This is a genomic window from Paraburkholderia sp. BL9I2N2, assembly GCF_004339745.1.
In the GTDB taxonomy this organism is placed as follows: domain Bacteria; phylum Pseudomonadota; class Gammaproteobacteria; order Burkholderiales; family Burkholderiaceae; genus Paraburkholderia.
Map to the genome: position 1 here is coordinate 84,150 of NZ_SMGP01000002.1, position 17,397 is coordinate 101,546.

Consider the following 17,397-nt stretch of genomic DNA (forward strand, 5'->3'; position numbering starts at 1 on the left):
CGCATCGAGCGACGAGCGGCGTTGCCTGTCGTGACCGGCAAGTCACCGGGTGAAAGCAGGCGCTTAACCTCCGCCGCCGCCCTGCGTGCCGATCGTGAGCTTATTGTTCACCGACTTCACGCCGGCCACACCCTTCGCCACTTCTTCCGCCTGCGGAATCTGCGCGCCGTCGGGCACCGATCCCGTGATCGTCACCGCACCGCCACGGGCCCGCACGAACACGTTCGACACGTCAAAACCCTGCGCTTTCGATAGAGCCTTGCGCACTTGCAGACCCAGCGCGCGGTCCGTCTTCTTCACCGTTTTGGCACTGGGCGCCGACGCGTCGCCGGTGGCCATCGCGTCGCTCGACTGCGCATAGGCGCTGGCCGCCGTTGCCAAACACAATGCGATGCCGAGCGCCTTCAAAAGATTGACTGTTTTCACGTTTTCTCCATCCTCGAAAAGTTGATGTCGCTTCGTTGCATGCAAAAAACCACGCGCTTGCGAGCACTTTTCCGCCCACGAGGAGCACCCTGTCTTGTAGAAGAGTGATGCCGCGACGCTCCCGGCGCGCTTAAACAATACTCCAGCCGAAGCGCTCATGCTGGAAAAACTGGCCGGAATGCCGCATTGGCAGCCATTCCGGCAATCATTGCGACGACTTCCGTTGCGCACGTGTGACGAGGATGTTCCACATATCGGGCTGCGAGTCTGTTAATGCGGCGGAGCTTAGAACCATTGTGGCGCCATGCTGAGCGTGGTGTCGTCAAGACTGCGCAGCGTGGCGAGCATCAAGGCGACGCGCGGCAGTTCCCAGCGGAAGAACCATTGGCACGCCTGCAGCTTGCCGTGATAAAAGTCCGCGTCCGCTTCGCTATGCGATGCGGGTAGCGCGGTGCTCGCGACGATCGCCTGGCGCAACCATGTCCACGCAATCACGATATGGCCGAAGGCTTCGAGAAACGCATTCGCGTTGGCGAGCGCGCGTTCGCTGTCGTGAGCCAGCGTGGGCAGCAACGCTTCGACCGTGGCAGTCAGATCGGTCCATGCTTCGCCGAGCGCATCGGCGTGCGCATGCAATGCCGGGCGTTCGCGCGCCGCGTCGATCGTGTGCTGGATTTCGCGCGCCAGTTGTTTGAGCGCGGCGCCCTGTTTGATCGTCACCTTGCGGCCGAGCAGATCGATCGCCTGAATGCCGTGCGTGCCTTCGTGAATCATGTTCAGCCGATTGTCGCGATAGAACTGCTCGACCGGATATTCACGCGTATAGCCGTAGCCGCCGTGAATCTGGATCGCGAGGCTGTTCGCTTCGAGACACCATTGAGATGGCCACGATTTCACCACCGGCGTCAGGAGGTCGAGCAGCAAGCCGGCTTCGGCGCGCGCGGCTTCGCTCTCGCCGGTATTCTGTTCGTCGACGAGACGTGCCGCGTACAGACACAACGCGTAAGCGCCTTCCACATAGGCTTTTTGTGCGAGCAGCATGCGGCGCACGTCGGCGTGTTCGATCAGCGGCAATTGCGGATCGAGCGGGTTCTTGTTGTCGGGGCGGCGTCCTTGCGGCCGTTCGCGCGCGTAATCGAGCGATGCCAGATAGCCGCGGTAGCCAAGCATGACCGCACCGAGACCGACGCCGATGCGCGCCTCGTTCATCATGTGGAACATATAGGCGAGACCATGATGCGGTTCGCCCACCAACTCGCCGATGCATTCGCCGTGTTCGCCGAACGACAGCATGGTGGACGTGGTGCCGCGCCAGCCCATCTTGTGAATCAGTCCCGCGAGCGCGACGTCGTTGCGCGCACCGAGGCTGCCGTCTTCGTTGACGTGGAACTTCGGCACGGTAAAGAGGGAAATGCCCTTGACGCCCGGCGGCCCGCCTGGAATGCGTGCCAGCACCAGATGAACGATGTTCTCGCTCAACTCGTGATCGCCGCCGGAAATGAAAATCTTGTTGCCGCGAATCGAATAGGTGCCGTCCGCATTGGGCGTCGCACTCGTGACGAGATCGGACAGGCTCGAGCCCGCCTGCGGTTCCGTCAACGCCATGGTGCCGAACGCGCGTCCTTCGAACAGCGCTTGCAGATACTTGCGCTTTTGCGCCGCGCTGCCGAAGCGTTCGATCACGTTCGCGTTCGCCGTGGTCAGCATGGCGTACGACGAGGTGGCAATGTTCGCACTCTTGAAGAGCGACAGGCACGCGAACGAAATCACCGACGGCAACTGCATGCCACCCCATTCGTAGTCCTTGCCCGCGGCGAGAAAGCCGGTGGCGCGCATCGCGTCGAGTGCGTCCTTCACCTCGGCGGGCAAGGTGACCCGTTCACCGTCGAACTGCGGTTCGTGTTCGTCCGAGAGACGGTTGTGCGTCGCGAACTTTTCCACGGCGACCGCATGCGCGGTTTCGAGCGCGGCGTTGAAGGTCTCGCGGCTGTGATCGGCGTGACGTGCACGGCGTGTCAGCGTCTCTGCTTCGAGCACTTCGAACAGCTGGAACTCGAGATCGCGTGAGTTGATGATCAGCGCATCTTGCATAAGAGAAAACCCGTGGAAAGTGAGCGGCTATGCGGAACCGCTACGTAAGACACGTGTAAAAAACGGCCCTCGAACATATCGGCACAGCGCGGTTGAAATGCGCGGTATTCGGGTAATTCCCGATGCTTCGCCACTCGATGATGCTTACCAGTTTATAACGAAAGTGAATGATCGTGCTTTTATTTACAGGCTGAATTTCGGCACGTATGATGGGCGCAAAAGCGGCATACCGATCTGCATAGCAGAACAAAACTGGAGGAGCGACGCAATGTCTGTGAAGGACCTGTTTCAACTGGATGGCAAGGTTGCACTCATCACCGGCGGCTCGCGCGGCCTCGGTCTGCAAATGGCCGAGGCGCTCGGCGAAATGGGCTGCCGTGTCGCGATCACCGCGCGCAAGGCCGACGAACTCGCCGAGGCGAAAACGCATCTGCAACAACTCGGCATCGAAGTGCAAACGGTGGTCAACGACCTGCAGCGCTTCGAAGGTATCCCCGGCCTCGTGGATGAAGTGCTGGGCGTGCATGGCCGCATCGATATTCTCGTCAACAACGCCGGCGCGACATGGGGCGCGCCCGCCGAAGACTATCCGGACGAAGCGTGGCACAAGGTCATGAACCTGAACGTCAACGCACCGTTCTTTCTCGCTCGCGAAGTCGGCAAACGCAGCATGATCCCGCGGCGCGCGGGCAAGATCGTCAATATCGCTTCGGTGGCGGGCTTGAAGGGCTCGCCGCCGGGCATGAACACGATTGCGTACAACACGTCCAAGGCCGCTGCGATCAATTTCACGCGGGCGCTCGCCGCGGAATGGGGCAAGTACAACATCAACTTCAACGCGATTTGCCCGGGTTTTTTCCCTTCGAAGATGTCGGCGGGTCTGCTCGGCAAACTCGAAGACACGATCGTCTCGCGCACGCCTTTGCAGCGTCTGGGCGGCGACGAAGATCTCAAAGGTCCGATCGTGTTTCTCGCGAGCGAGGCATCGCGTCATATCACCGGCCAGGAGTTCGCGGTGGACGGCGGCGCGATCATCGTCTGAGTGTCACGCTGTTCGGACGCGGCGATGTGAAGGAAGCGCCCGGCAAAGACCGGGCGCGCACCGACAGTGAAAAGCAGGAGACGCTGATGAACGAACGCCATCACCCGCACTGGCCACCGCAAGTGCCGCTGCATCTGACGCTGCCCGAGACCAATCTTTTCTACAACGCCGAAGTCTCGGCGGCGCGCTATCCTCACAAGCCGTTCATCATCTTCTACGGCACGGCGATCACGTTTGCCGGATTCAAGGACGAAGCCGAACGGATCGCGGGTTTTCTGCAGCAGGAGTGCCAGGTCAAGGCAGGCGAGCGCGTGCTGCTGTATATGCAGAACAGTCCACAATGGATCATCGCTTACTACGGCATCCTGAGGGCGAACGCGGTAGTGGTGCCGGTCAATCCGATGAACATGACCGGCGAGCTCGCGCATTACGTGGAGGACAGCGGCGCGACCACGATCATCGCGCCGCAATGCCTGTTCGCGAACGTCGAGCCGTTGATCGGCAACGGGGCCGGCCAGGGCCTCCAGCACGCCATCGTGGCGACGTATAGCGATTATCTGAAACAGGCGTCGCCGATTCCCGTGCCTGAATTCGTCGCTGCGCCACGCAAGACGTTCGCGATTCCCGGCGTCACGTCCTGGCAGGACGTGCTCGAACGGCGCATCACGCCGGGGCCGCTCACCAACGGTCCCGACGATCTGTGCGTGATGCCTTATACGTCCGGCACCACCGGCAAGCCGAAGGGTTGCATGCATACGCACCGCGGCGTGATGAGCACGGCGCTCGGCGGCTGCGTGTGGTTCTCGTCGCCGCCGGACGGCGTTTATCTATCGGTATTGCCGCTCTTTCACGTGACCGGCATGCAGGGCGGCATGAACAGCGCGGTCTTCTCCGGCGCGACCATCGTGCTGTTGCCGCGCTGGGATCGCGAGGCCGCTGCGCTATGCATGCAGAAATATCGCGTCACCGCATGGCAGTCGATCTCGACGATGATGGTCGATTTCCTCTCGAACCCGAAGCTCGGCGAATACGATCTGTCGAGCCTCACCGGCACGCGCGGCGGCGGCGCGGCGATGCCGGACGCGATCGCCAGAAAGCTCAAGGCGCTGACCGGGCTCGATTATGTCGAAGGCTACGGCATGACGGAGACGATTGCCGGCACGCACATCAATCCGCCGCATCGCCCGAAGCCGCAGTGCCTGGGCATTCCCGTGTTCGACGTGGACTCGCGCGTGATCGATCCGGTCTCGCTGCAAGAGCTGCCGCAAGGCGAAACAGGTGAGATCGTCACTCACGCGCCGCAGGTCATGCAGGGTTACTGGGGCAATCCGAAGGCAACGGCGGAAGCGTTCATCGAACTCGACGGCAAGCGGTTTCTGCGAACCGGCGATCTCGGCCATATCGACGAAGACGGTTATTTCTTCATGACCGATCGTCTCAAACGTATGATCAACGCGTCCGGTTATAAGGTGTGGCCGGCCGAAGTCGAGGCGCTGATGTACCGGCATCCGGCGATTCACGAGGTTTGCGTGATCGGCGTGAAGGACGAGAAGCGCGGCGAGACCGTGAAGGCGCTGGTGGTGCCCGATGCGGCGCATGCAGGCACGATTACTGCGCAGGAGATCATCGACTGGGCGCATGAGCAGATGGCCTCGTACAAGGCCCCGCGCATCGTCGAGTTCGTGGCGTCGCTGCCGAAGTCGGGCAGCGGCAAGATCTTGTGGCGGAAATTACAGGAAGAGGATGCGGCGCGCGCGGCTGGCTCGTGAGATTCGTCTGCTTGATGCAACACCCGCTCGCGGCGCTGAAAATACTCTTGTGATGGTTTGCCTGTAAGCTTTGAGCGCGAGCCCGTACTGAGTGTCGTGCGCGCCTCGCAGTGGTGAAGAGAAGACTCGCAGACAAGCTTGAATGCTATTGCCGACTTTCGAGAGGGGAATTGAAAATGAAGAGCTTTGCCATCAGACAGATCATGCTCGGACTTGCCGTCACGGGCATGGTAGCCGGCAGCATTCCGCTCGCCGCGGCTCAAGGCGCCAGCGATGCCGCCACGACGGCTGCGCCCGCCGCGGCGAGCACTGCGAAACCCACCAAAGCCGAGCGTAAAGAGGCGCGCAAGCAAGCCAGAGCCAAAAAGAATGCCGAGCTGAAGAAGCTCGAAGACGCAGGCTACCAGCCAGGCCAGAACGACCCGAACTATCCGGACAAGCTGCAGAAAGCGCAGAAGAAGGCCGGTATTGGAACTGGCGCGAGTCAGTAAGCGCGGACTGTTGCGGCTACGCTGCGCCGACGTCGACGTTCGGCGCAGTGGGCCGTGAGTGTCGCGAGGGTGATGCAGGAGGCCGGCGCGCAGCTCTAGTGCGTCGGCACAACAAATGACGGCTCGCTGCGCCAATTGCATTACGTGCGTGCCGATTGATCGCTCATCGAGTGGCCCGCGCGCCGACCCGCTTGCACGCGATTGACAGATTCACGCAAGTCGCAGTCGGGACGCGAATAGGCTCGAATCCTCTCCATTGAGTAAAGAGGATTCCATGAGCCATTCGTACGCAAGCGGTCGACAGTTAAAGTGATTCAAAATAAATCCAGGCGCCTTCTGTCCATTGTCGTGTTATGTGCCGTCCTTGTACCACGGGTGCAATCAACCTAAGCAATCTGGTGGAGGCTTACGGCAGTGACGCGCCTTACTATTCCCGGTGGGCGAACATGGACAAGTGGACCGACCCATTGCCAATGCTTGGCGCCGTAGACGCTGTTGTACTGTTCGCTGCCGCACTCTGAGCGTGGCGGTGGCGACGCACCGCTTCTCGGACGTAGATGTTTGCCCCCGCATACGACGACGGCGCAGGACCAGCGCGTACATCCCAGACTCGTTGACGATGAGCGTGTCGTGTTTGCCGGAATGGCCTCGGTCGAACTGATGCTCCTGATTTCGAGTCATCCAACGCCCACCGTTGGACGGGTGACCACGGTTTTTCAACCGACGTCCGCTGGCCAGCGCCTTGCTGCACTGCGACACCACACCCGGCCAGCCCCACCGACCTGCATTTTTTTGCCGCGCACTGGCTCCACTTGCTCTGGCGCGACACGCCTCAACACGCCCCCGAGCCCCGCCAAACCCTTACCCCACAAGGCTCTAGCCCCCATCGTCCGGTACGCCCGAAAAACGGGTGTCGCATTTCCACATGTGCCTGTCGCAAATAGTCGGCTAGCCATACTTTTTTCTGGCAACTATGTATGCACAGCGCGGACGGACGTCCGCCACTGCAGCAACTATCTTGCATGGGACCGGAGTAAGCATTAAGCGCCAACTCGGGTCGAAGCGGTGCATGGGACCGGAGTAAGCGCTAAAGCGCCAACTCAGGTCGAAGCGGTGCATGGGACTGGAGTAAGCGCTAAAGCGCCAACTCAGGTCGACGCGGTGCATGGGACCGGAGTAAGCGCTAAAGCGCTAACTCCGGTCGACAAAGGAGAGCATTCAATGAATTCCCCCAAGGTCGTGGTCGAAGGGCTGTGCAAGGTGTTCGGCACCAACCCGAAGCAGGCGATCGGCATGCTGGCAGGCGGCGCGACGAAAGAGGAAGTGTTCGCGCGCACCGGTCAGATTGTCGGCGTCCACAACGTATCGTTCGAAGTCAAGGAAGGCGAGATCTTCGTGCTGATGGGCCTGTCCGGCTCCGGCAAATCGACGCTGATCCGCCTGATCAACCGGCTGGTCGAACCGACGGCCGGCAAGGTGCTGATCGACGGCCGCGACGTGGCCAGCGTGCCGCGCTCCGAGCTGACGGCGCTGCGCCGCAAGGACATGAGCATGGTGTTCCAGTCGTTCGCGCTGATGCCGCAGCGCACCGTGCTGTCGAACGCGGCGTTCGGCCTCGAAGTGGCGGGCGTTGGCCGCAAGGAGCGCGAGAAGCGCGCGATGACCGTGCTCGAACAGGTCGGCCTCGCGCCGTTCGCGGAAAAGCTGCCCGCGCAGCTGTCCGGCGGCATGCAGCAGCGCGTGGGTCTTGCGCGGGCGCTGGCGGTGAACCCGTCGCTGATGATCATGGACGAGGCGTTCTCCGCGCTCGATCCGCTCAAGCGCAAGGAAATGCAGAACGTGCTGCTCGATCTGCAACGCGAACAGCAGCGCACCATCCTGTTCGTGTCGCACGATCTGGAAGAGGCGATGCGCATCGGCACGCGCATCGCGATCATGGAAGGCGGCCGGGTCGTGCAGGTCGGCACGCCGCAGCAGATCATCACCAATCCCGCCGACGATTATGTGCGCGCGTTCTTCGAAGGCATCGACACCAGCCGTTATCTGACCGCCGGCGATCTGATGCAGACCGACGCCGTGCCGCTCATGCAGCACTCGCCGCAGATCGATGCATCGAGCGTGGCCGCCACGCTCAACGGCAGCGCCGACTACGCATTCGTGCTCGACGGCGAACGCAAGATTCGCGGCTTCGTGTGCCGCGACGCGATGGGCAGCGCCTCGCCGCAGCTCAACCAGATCGAATGCATCCGCCGCACCACGCCGCTCGACGACGTCGTCGAACTCGTGGTGGCGAGCCGCGCGCCGCTGCCGGTGGTCGAAGCCGACGGCTCCTACTGTGGTTCGGTCAACAAGACGAACGTGCTGAACGTTCTCACACGCCATCGGAGTTCCCATGTCTGAAGTCATTCCACTTGGCGCCTGGGTCGATCACGGCGTTCACTACCTGCTCGACCACGACGCAAAAACTTTCGATTCGATCGGCAAGGTGATCGAGAGCTTTGCCGCGGTGATCGAACACGGCTTGCAAGCAGTGCCGATGTGGGCGCTGATGGCGTTTTTCGTCGGCATCGGCCTGTGGCGGGTGGGCTGGCGCTTCGCGCTATTTACGCTGCTGGCCATGCTGCTGATCTACGGCACCGGCTTCTGGGATCAGACGGTGATCACGCTCGGCCTGACCTTGTCGTCCACGTTGATCAGCCTGCTGCTGGGCGTGCCGCTCGGCATCTGGACCGCGAAGAGCCGCACCGTCGAGATGATCGTGCGGCCCGTGCTCGACCTGATGCAGACCATGCCGGCCTTCGTCTACCTGATTCCGGCCGCGATGCTGTTCGGCCTCGGTCGTGTGCCGGGGATTCTCTCCACCGTGATTTTCGCCATGCCGCCGGCGGTGCGTCTCACGTCGCTCGGCATCAAGCACGTGAACCGCGAGATCGTCGAAGCGGGGCAGGCGTTCGGCTGCACGCCGTGGCAATTGCTCTACAAGGTGCAGTTTCCGAACGCGCTGCCGTCGATCATGACCGGCGTGAACCAGACCATCATGATGGCGCTCTCCATGGTGATCATCGCGTCGATGGTGGGCGCGGGCGGGCTCGGCAACGACGTGCTGGCCAGTATTCAACGGCTCGATATCGGGCTCGGCTTCGAAAGCGGACTTTCAGTGGTGATGCTCGCGATCATTCTGGATCGCATCACGGAAAGCTTTGGCCGTTCGCCGGGCATGGCGCGCGCGCCGCTGCTGTCGGGCTTGCGCAGCGTGATGAAAGTGCGCCGCGAGCCGGCCGCGCAACACGGCTGAGCCGCCTATGAAGCGCGACGCGCTCACGCCAGTCGAGCCCGAGGCTGATTCGCCGCTATCCGGGCTCGCGCACGTCGGCTTTCTGACGCTGCCGAACTTTTCGATGATCGCCTTCACCAGCGCGGTCGAGGTACTGCGCATGGCCAACTACGTGGGCCGCGCGCAGCACTACAGATGGTCGGTGATCACGCCGGACGGCGAGCCGGCGCGAGCAAGCAACGGCATCACGGTGAAACCCACCACGACGCTGGCCGAAGCCGGCATGCCGGATGTGCTGATCGTCTGCGCCGGCTGGCATGTGCGCGATTACGTGGACGACACGGTGATCGCGCTGCTGCGCGACGTCGCCGACAAAGGTATTCCGCTCGGCGGCATTTGCACGGGACCGTATGCGCTGCTGGCGGCGGGTCTGCTCGACGGTTATCGCTGCACTGTACATTGGGAAGACATGTCGCCGTTGCACAAGAGCTACCCGCACGTGCGTTTCGCCGACGAACTGTTCGTGATCGACCGCGACCGCATGACCTGCACGGGCGGCACCGCGCCGCTCGACCTGATGTTGAAGCTGGTCGGCATGCGGCTCGGCCACGGGGTGGCGGCGCAGGTGTCGGAGCAGTTCATCGTCGAGCGGATTCGCGGCTCGACCGATTATCAACACATTCCCGTCGACGCGCGGGTCGGTTTCTCGCGCGCGGAACTGGTCGAGGTCGTGCGGCTGATGGAAGCGAATATCGAGGAGCCGTTATCGCTCGACGAACTCGCGCGGCTCGTGCATCTGTCGCAACGTCATTTGCAGCGCATGTTCAAGATGTTCCTGAGCGTGTCGCCCACGCACTATTACCTGACGCTGCGTTTGCGGCGCGCGCGTGAGTTGCTGCGCAATACGGATGCGTCGATTGCGCGCGTGACGGCGGTGTGCGGTTTTCATTCGGCGTGTCATTTCAGCAAGGCCTATCGCGCGCAGTTCGGTCACGCGCCGAGCGTCGAGCGGCGCTTATCCGCGTGATGCGCGGCGCAAAACAATCCGCTTCATCAGAACCAGTCAAACATCAATCACCCTGAGGGAACGCCATGAAACGTTTGTGGGCTGCGTCGTTGTGCGCGCTGTCTGTGTCGTCTGTGTTTGCCGCGGAACCCGCCACCTGCCGCGACGTCCGGTTCGCCGATGTCGGCTGGACCGATATCGCTGCGACCACCGGGCTTGCATCGACCGTGCTCGAAGGGCTCGGCTACAAGCCGACCAAGACGATCGCCTCGGTGCCGATCACTTTCGCCGGCGTGAAGAGCAAGCAGATCGACGTGTTCCTCGGCTACTGGTCGCCGACCATGGACCCGATGATCGACCCGTTCAGGAAGTCCGGCCAACTCAGCGTGTTGCCGACGCCGAATCTGACCGGCGCGAAATACACGCTTGCGGTGCCCGATTACGCGTACCAGTCCGGCATTAAAACGTTCGCGGACATCGCGAAGAACTACGACAAGCTCGACGGCAAGATCTACGGGATCGAGCCGGGCAACGACGGCAATGCGTTGATCAAGAAAATGATTGACAGCAATCAATACGGGCTCGGCAAGTTCAAGCTGGTGGAGTCGAGCGAGGCGGGCATGCTGGTCGAGGTGAACCGCTCGATCCGTGACAAGAAGCCGATCGTTTTTCTCGGTTGGGAACCGCATCCGATGAACGTGCAGATGAAGATCGATTATCTGTCCGGCGGCGATGCTGTGTTCGGCCCGAACTATGGCGAAGCCAAAGTGCTGACGGTCACGCCGAGCGATTATTCGGCGCGCTGTCCGAACGTCGCTAAGCTGGTGTCGAATCTGCAGTTCACGACCGATATCGAGAATCACGTGATGCTGCCCATCATGAACAAGACTGATCCGAACAAGGCCGCGCGCGAATGGCTGAAGGCGAATCCGGCGGTGCTGGATAAGTGGCTGGCGGGGGTGAAGACGTATGACGGGAAGGATGGATTGCCGGCTGTGAAGGCGTATGTGGCGGGGAAGTGAGTGGTGAGAAGGGCAGCGTTAGGGCTGGGGCCGTGCGGGGCTGGCTAAGCGGTCTGACTTGACTGTTTAGCCATCAACATCTTCCGTTATAAGCGCGGACGTGCTGCCAGCAAACGGTCCCACATCGAGGGCGGGAGCGAGATATACGCGGAGTCGTCGCCGCCGTCCCCTATCGAAAATCCAACGGAAGGACCGATATAGCGGAGAGGTCCATCAGGTTCCAAGGAATAGGTCACGCCGGAAGACCAAGACAGGTCAGGGACTGGCGTGCTAAAGGTATGCTGCGCAAGCAGCTTCCCGTTCTTTGCGTCTAAAACCCTGCCAACGTATTCGGAGTTTCCGCCTGGAACCCAATCTAATAGACAACGTTCACCCACGTACAAGCCGTCTGGAGATGCCGATTTCTGACATTCGGTGCCGTGCGGCGTATGATTAAAAAGGCCGAAATAAAGCACGCCGATGCCGACAATTATCGCCGTCAGCCCGGCAAACCTCGCGATCCATGCGCGCGACTTGTCTTTTGAAGTAATCCACTTGACTAGCACGGCAATGATGACAACAACCGCAACTAGTGCGCCGATCAGCGCACCAGCCGCAGCACCGTAGTCAAGCCTCATAGGTACACCCTGACTGGAGGTGCGACCGGAACAAAACGACGATCAGAGAAAACAACAAAGTCGCCGCCCTGCTGATGCTTGATCGCCCACTGTCGAAAGTCGCTGTTGTGCACCGGGTAGTAGACGTTGCCTTTGATAACCGGGTTGCCTATTGTGACGGATGCGTCGATATAAGGAAGGGTGATGGGGGTTTCGATGTAGGGGATATAAGAAGAGATTGCTGCGGCAGCGTCGAGTGGCATGACGATAACGCCATCGCGGCTCCAATGACCCAGATACTGTGATCGATCATCTTGCTCGTTGTCGGTGAATGTGTAGTTGTCTTTCACATACACCCAGATACCGGTCACCTCGGCTGTTGTTTTCCGCGAATTAACGTCTCTTGAGAGGCGGGCATGTCCAATGGCAGCGTAGAAGTTGAACGAACCGAGCGCGCCGGTGAGATCGTCGGGGGCACCGCCGCGCTCAAGATTGTCTGTCAGCAACAGGTTTATCTTCTGTCCGAATGTGCCATCGACACCGGCACGTTGAAACTGAAAGTGACGGTGAAGGGAAATCGGATCTTTTTTGCAAATATCCGAAGCAAAAATATCAGTCACCTGGTCCTGATAGCGAGCGACGATGTCGTGGAGGGCCTTGATCGCTTTCGGCGCGCGAATAGCTTCCTTCACCAGATAGTCGTATTTGGCTTTTGCCCGAGGAAATTGGAGTATCCAGTCCAGCTTAATCGTGGTTGTGTCGTGCATATCACGCGGGTAAGGCTTTCCGTCCTGATTAATTTCCTCAGTTTCGGCTGTGCCCGTTGGAGAATAATTGAGCCTTCCCTCGAACCACCGCTCCATAAGAGCGGCAGACTTCGTCAGGTAGGTTTTGCGCATCGCGGCAGGAATCTCCTGTATGTCGAACGGCGGCACCGTTTCCTTCTGTTTGGCAGGCTTCGACGGGTTGGGCGTTTCCAGCCAGGTTTTGAAGCGCGAACGCAACTCCATCATTTTCAGCAGGCCGTCGCCCGCCTGTGCCTTTGGTTTTCTGGAAGGTGCCGCGGGCGGTGGCTTCAGGATCTCACGTGTGGGTGCTGGAGCGTCTAATGACAGCCAGACACCGCCCACGATCCGGGCACCATCCTCTTTTCTCCAGCGCCATAGCAGCTTGTTGATTCTGTAATAAGACAGAGCCACTAACCGATGCTCCTTGATCCAGTTGTCGATTTGTGACGATATCGATTGAATGCTTGTCCAGAGACTCATGCCGATAGCCGGAAAGTCAATACTTCCCGGTGCGGCCGAAGGATCGTGCAACGCGGGCGTACCGCGTGACTCATTGGTAACGCCAATCAAACCGGCGACGCTCGCGCCGGTGTCATACCGCCACTCACACCTTCAGCGAGTCCCGCTCATTGAATGCCAGTGCCGTGAATTAGCGCAGTATGGTCTATGAATGGTGCAGCATACGCCTTACGTTCACGCCGATGTGTCAAGATTTATTGTGATGGCGCAGAGTGCCGAAACGCTCAATAAAATTCGCATTCGAGTGGTATTAATTTGCGAGCATTTCACACGTGCCACAGACACCCTCAAATCGCCCGCGCCCGCCCCGGAAACGTCTCGTCAAAATCCCCACTATCTTCCGCTTCCGCCGCCGTGCCGCGCTGCTCGCGATACATCATCGGCGGCAATCCGAATTGCTTGCGGAATTCGCGGCCCAGATGCGAGGCATCGGAAAACCCGCAACTCGACGCAATGTCGGCCACGGTCTTATCCGAACTCGTCAACAACCACGCGGCCGTGCGCAACCGCACCTGCTTCGCGTAGGCCTGCGGCGCCTTGCCCGTTTCCGCCTTAAATAGCCGCTCCAACTGACGCGGCGAAAGATCGAGCTTCCCGGCAAGTTCGTCGAGCGACAGCGAGCGCCCCACGTGCTGCTCCATCAGCAGAATCGCGCGCTTGACCTTCGGATGCGCAGCGGGCGCGAGGCCCGGTGGATGCGGCTGCGGCGCGTTGCCTTTCTGCATGTCGTCGACGAGCAGAATGCGCAGCGCCTTCTGCACCGTGGCGGTTTCGAAATGTCGCAGCAGGATCGCGGCGGCCACGTCGATCGACGCGCGTCCGCCGGAACACGTAATGCGCCGGCGGTCGATCACGAACAGCCGGTCGGCGACCAGCGCTTCCTCGTTGACCGACGGAAAGCGTTCGATGAAATCCCAGTAGTGAAACCAGCTCACGCAAATGCGGTGGCCTTCGAGCACGCCCGCGCGCATCAGCGAGAACACGCCTGTGCACATGCCGACGAGCGTCGCATCGGTGGCGGCGGCGCGGCGGATGAAGGCAAGCGTGGCGTCGTTCGCGGCGGGTCCGGAATGCAGCAGACCGCCCACCACCACGACGTAATCGAACGGCTCGGCGCTGTCGAATGTCTCCCACGGCGTGATCTGGATGCCGCAACTCGCGCGTACCGGAGCAAGGGTTTCCCCTAGCACGCTCCACGAACAGCGTACGGGCTTGCTGAAATCGCCTTCGTCCGCGGACAGGCGCAACAGGTCGACGAAACCCGAAAACGCCGTCAGCGTGAAATTCGGCAACAGAATGATGCCGAAGCGGATGCGCTGCTTCGAGGTGCCGTCGATCGATTGAGGGGGAAGCGGTTCAGCGGAATTCATGCATGCAGCCAGCAAGGGTAAGGGTTGGATCAAGCATAGCACCGGGGACGGCGGCCACCGCGTCCGGGCGCGCCGGCGGCATGACCGGTTGCGCGCCCGGCATCGTCAGCATCGCCAGCCACAAGCCGGACGCATGTCGCAAATGCGTCAGAAGTCTTCGTAAATACGCCGCGGACCTTTGCCGGCGGCCGCGTTGACGCCACTATCCCACTGTCATGCCGTTTTTATTCTATCGATTCAATTTGACGTGCGGTGCAATAGAGGCAAATCCACCCAAGGCATCGCAACACACAAGGCACGCCATGAACGTCAGCGTCTTCGATCTGTTCAAGATCGGTATCGGTCCTTCAAGCTCGCACACCGTGGGGCCGATGATCGCTGCATGCCGCTTCGCTTCGCATATCGAAGACGCGAATCTGCTCGGCTTCGTGCGCGGCGTGAAGGCCGACCTGTTCGGCTCGCTCGGCGCGACCGGCAAGGGGCACGGCACGGACAAGGCGGTGCTGCTGGGACTCGAAGGCAATCTGCCCGATTCTATCGACCCGGACCTGATCGAGCCGCGCCTGCAGACGATCCGCGCGACCAAACAACTGGTGCTGCTCGGCAAGCACCCCGTGAAATTCGACGAGCGCGAGCATCTCGGTTTTTTCCGCAAGCTGATGCCGGGCGCGCCGGGTTCGGGCATCGTGCATCCGAACGGCATGCGCTTTCAGGCTTTCGACGAAAACGGCCAATTGCTGGTGGAGAAGGAGTATTACTCGATCGGCGGCGGCTTCGTGGTGAATCGCGAAGGCGATCGCGTGAACGGCGTGCGCGCCGTCGCGGACGTGCCGTATCCGTTTCGTACCGGCGACGATCTGATGCGCGTTTGCCGCGAGACCGGTTTGTCGATCGCGCAGATCACGTTGCGCAACGAATGCGCGGCGCGTCCCGAACACGAAGTGCGCGAAGGCTTGCTGGCGATCTGGCGCACCATGTCCGCGTGCGTCGAACGCGGCTGCAAGGTGCGCGGCGAGTTGCCCGGTCCGATGCATGTGAAGCGCCGCGCCGCCGATTTATGCGGGCAATTGCGCTCGCGCTCGGAAGAGTCGCTGCGCGATCCGCTCTCCATGCTCGACTGGGTCAACCTGTACGCAATGGCCGTCAACGAAGAAAACGCGGCGGGCGGGCGCGTCGTTACGGCGCCGACCAACGGCGCGGCCGGCGTGATTCCCGCCGTGCTGCACTACTACGTGAAGTTCATGCATGCGTCGAACGACGAGGGCATCGTCAACTTCCTGCTGACGGCTGCGGCGATCGGCATCATCTACAAGGAAACGGCGTCGATTTCCGGCGCCGAAGTGGGTTGCCAGGGCGAAGTCGGCGTGGCGTGCTCGATGGCCGCCGCGGCGCTCGCCGCCGTCATGGGCGGCACGCCGACGCAAGTCGAAAACGCCGCCGAAATCGGCATGGAACACAACCTCGGCATGACCTGCGACCCGGTCGGCGGGCTCGTGCAGATTCCGTGCATCGAACGCAACGCGATGGGCGCGATCAAGGCGCTGAACGCCGCGCGCATGGCAATGAAAGGCGACGGCCAGCATTACGTGTCGCTCGACAACGTGATCAAGACGATGCGCGAAACCGGCGCGGACATGAAGACGAAATACAAGGAGACGTCGCGCGGCGGGTTGGCCGTGAACGTCATCGAGTGTTGATTCCGCTTTTAGCCAATACGAAACACCAGTAAAGACAGCACCAACAAGGACCCACGATGAGCCGCTATTCGATATTCAGCCTGTTGCGCAACGGGATGTCGTATCACGAGAACTGGGAGCGACAGTGGAAGAGCCCCGAGCCCAAGCGTGAGTACGACGTCGTGATCGTCGGCGGCGGTGGGCATGGTCTCGCCACGGCGTATTACCTCGCCAAGGAACACGGCGTGCGCAATGTCGCCGTGCTGGAGAAGGGCTGGATCGGCGGCGGCAATACGGCGCGCAATACGACCATCGTGCGCTCGAACTATCTGTGGGACGAGTCGGCCGCGCTCTACGAAAAAGCGATGAAGCTGTGGGAAGGGCTCTCGCAGGATCTGAACTACAACGTCATGTTCAGCCAGCGCGGCGTGATGAACCTCGCGCACACGTTGCAGGACGTGCGCGACACCGAGCGCCGCGTGAATGCGAACCGGCTGAACGGTGTGGACGCCGAATTTCTCACGCCCGCGCAGATCAAGGAAATCGAGCCGACCATCAATCTGAACAGCCGCTATCCGGTGCTCGGCGCGTCGATCCAGCGGCGCGGCGGCGTGGCGCGCCACGATGCGGTGGCCTGGGGTTTCGCGCGCGGCGCGGATCAGGCCGGTGTCGATATCGTGCAGAACTGCCAGGTCACGGGCATTCGCCGCAACGGCAGCCAGGTGATCGGCGTGGACACCACGAAGGGTTTCATCAAGGCGAAGAAAGTCGCGATCGTGGCGGCGGGCAATACCTCGTCACTCGCCGACATGGCCGGCGTGCGGTTGCCGCTGGAGAGCCATCCGTTGCAGGCGCTGGTGTCGGAACCGATCAAGCCGGTGGTCAACACGGTGGTGATGTCGAACGCGGTGCACGCGTATATCAGCCAGTCCGACAAGGGCGATCTGGTGATCGGCGCGGGCGTCGACCAGTACACGGGTTTTGGTCAGCGCGGCAGTTTCCAGATTATCGAAGGCACGCTTGAAGCGATCGTTGAAATGTTCCCAGTGTTCTCGCGCGTGCGGATGAACCGCCAGTGGGGCGGCATTGTGGATGTGTCGCCCGACGCGTGCCCGATCATCAGCAAGACCGATGTGAAGGGGCTGTACTTCAATTGCGGCTGGGGCACGGGCGGTTTCAAGGCGACGCCGGGTTCCGGGTGGGCCTATGCGCACACTATTGCGAAGGATGAGCCGCATCCGCTGAACGCGCCGTTCTCGCTGGAGCGTTTCTATACCGGCCACCTGATCGACGAACACGGCGCCGCCGCTGTTGCCCACTAACGCTC

General features: G+C 61.2%; 14 protein-coding genes. 9 read left to right on the forward strand and 5 right to left on the reverse strand.

What is annotated here, in order from left to right:
• Positions 1-63 precede the first annotated feature (63 nt).
• On the reverse strand, positions 64-426 hold the full coding sequence (locus B0G74_RS22375; protein ID WP_132377077.1) for a BON domain-containing protein: 363 nt from the start codon (positions 424-426) through the stop codon (positions 64-66).
• A gap of 285 nt (positions 427-711) precedes the next feature.
• On the reverse strand, positions 712-2,517 hold the full coding sequence (locus tag B0G74_RS22380; RefSeq protein WP_132377078.1) for an acyl-CoA dehydrogenase: 1,806 nt from the start codon (positions 2,515-2,517) through the stop codon (positions 712-714).
• A gap of 268 nt (positions 2,518-2,785) precedes the next feature.
• Here B0G74_RS22380 and B0G74_RS22385 point away from each other — a divergent pair, with 268 nt between their 5' ends.
• The 7 genes from B0G74_RS22385 to B0G74_RS22420 all read left to right on the forward strand — a co-directional run bounded on the left by B0G74_RS22385 (position 2,786) and on the right by B0G74_RS22420 (position 11,121).
• Positions 2,786-3,559 carry an SDR family oxidoreductase gene (locus B0G74_RS22385; protein ID WP_132377079.1) on the forward strand — a complete coding sequence of 258 codons (774 nt, stop codon included), beginning with the start codon at positions 2,786-2,788 and terminating at the stop codon, positions 3,557-3,559.
• An 86-nt stretch (positions 3,560-3,645) separates the two neighbouring features.
• The gene (locus B0G74_RS22390; RefSeq protein WP_132377080.1) at positions 3,646-5,328 is read left to right on the forward strand and encodes a long-chain fatty acid--CoA ligase; all 1,683 of its coding nucleotides are present in this window, start codon (positions 3,646-3,648) and stop codon (positions 5,326-5,328) included.
• 176 nt (positions 5,329-5,504) lie between these two features.
• Positions 5,505-5,819: a DUF4148 domain-containing protein gene (locus B0G74_RS22395; protein ID WP_132377081.1), complete on the forward strand. Its 315-nt coding sequence runs from the start codon at positions 5,505-5,507 to the stop codon at positions 5,817-5,819.
• 1,221 nt (positions 5,820-7,040) lie between these two features.
• Positions 7,041-8,219, forward strand: a complete 1,179-nt coding sequence (locus B0G74_RS22405; RefSeq protein ID WP_132377082.1) for a glycine betaine/L-proline ABC transporter ATP-binding protein — start codon at positions 7,041-7,043, stop codon at positions 8,217-8,219.
• Complete coding sequence (gene choW, locus B0G74_RS22410; protein ID WP_132377083.1) at positions 8,212-9,114, forward strand: choline ABC transporter permease subunit; 903 nt, start codon at positions 8,212-8,214, stop codon at positions 9,112-9,114. Before B0G74_RS22405 ends, choW begins: the two co-directional genes overlap by 8 nt.
• Before the next feature lie 7 nt (positions 9,115-9,121).
• Positions 9,122-10,120 (forward strand): GlxA family transcriptional regulator, encoded by a 999-nt coding sequence (locus tag B0G74_RS22415; protein ID WP_132377084.1) that lies wholly within the window; start codon positions 9,122-9,124, stop codon positions 10,118-10,120.
• Positions 10,121-10,185: 65 nt separating this feature from the next.
• On the forward strand, positions 10,186-11,121 hold the full coding sequence (locus tag B0G74_RS22420) for a choline ABC transporter substrate-binding protein (protein WP_132377085.1): 936 nt from the start codon (positions 10,186-10,188) through the stop codon (positions 11,119-11,121).
• An 86-nt stretch (positions 11,122-11,207) separates the two neighbouring features.
• On the opposite strand, the gene B0G74_RS22425 is transcribed toward B0G74_RS22420, so the two are convergent.
• From B0G74_RS22425 to B0G74_RS22435, 3 genes are all read right to left on the reverse strand, one after another.
• Positions 11,208-11,738: a hypothetical protein gene (locus B0G74_RS22425; RefSeq protein ID WP_132377086.1), complete on the reverse strand. Its 531-nt coding sequence runs from the start codon at positions 11,736-11,738 to the stop codon at positions 11,208-11,210.
• Positions 11,735-13,075 (reverse strand): DUF6402 family protein, encoded by a 1,341-nt coding sequence (locus B0G74_RS22430; protein ID WP_243658282.1) that lies wholly within the window; start codon positions 13,073-13,075, stop codon positions 11,735-11,737. Before B0G74_RS22430 ends, B0G74_RS22425 begins: the two co-directional genes overlap by 4 nt.
• Positions 13,076-13,311: 236 nt before the next feature.
• Positions 13,312-14,394 (reverse strand): GlxA family transcriptional regulator, encoded by a 1,083-nt coding sequence (locus tag B0G74_RS22435; protein ID WP_132377087.1) that lies wholly within the window; start codon positions 14,392-14,394, stop codon positions 13,312-13,314.
• A 302-nt stretch (positions 14,395-14,696) separates the two neighbouring features.
• On the opposite strand from B0G74_RS22435, the gene B0G74_RS22440 reads away from it, so the two are divergent.
• Together B0G74_RS22440 and B0G74_RS22445 are read left to right on the forward strand one after the other, a co-directional pair.
• Positions 14,697-16,091, forward strand: coding sequence for an L-serine ammonia-lyase (locus B0G74_RS22440; protein WP_132377088.1), 1,395 nt, complete (start codon positions 14,697-14,699; stop codon positions 16,089-16,091).
• Between the two features lie 56 nt (positions 16,092-16,147).
• Entirely contained in the window at positions 16,148-17,392 is a 1,245-nt protein-coding gene (locus tag B0G74_RS22445) for a sarcosine oxidase subunit beta family protein (RefSeq protein ID WP_132377089.1), read from the forward strand.
• Positions 17,393-17,397 lie beyond the last annotated feature (5 nt).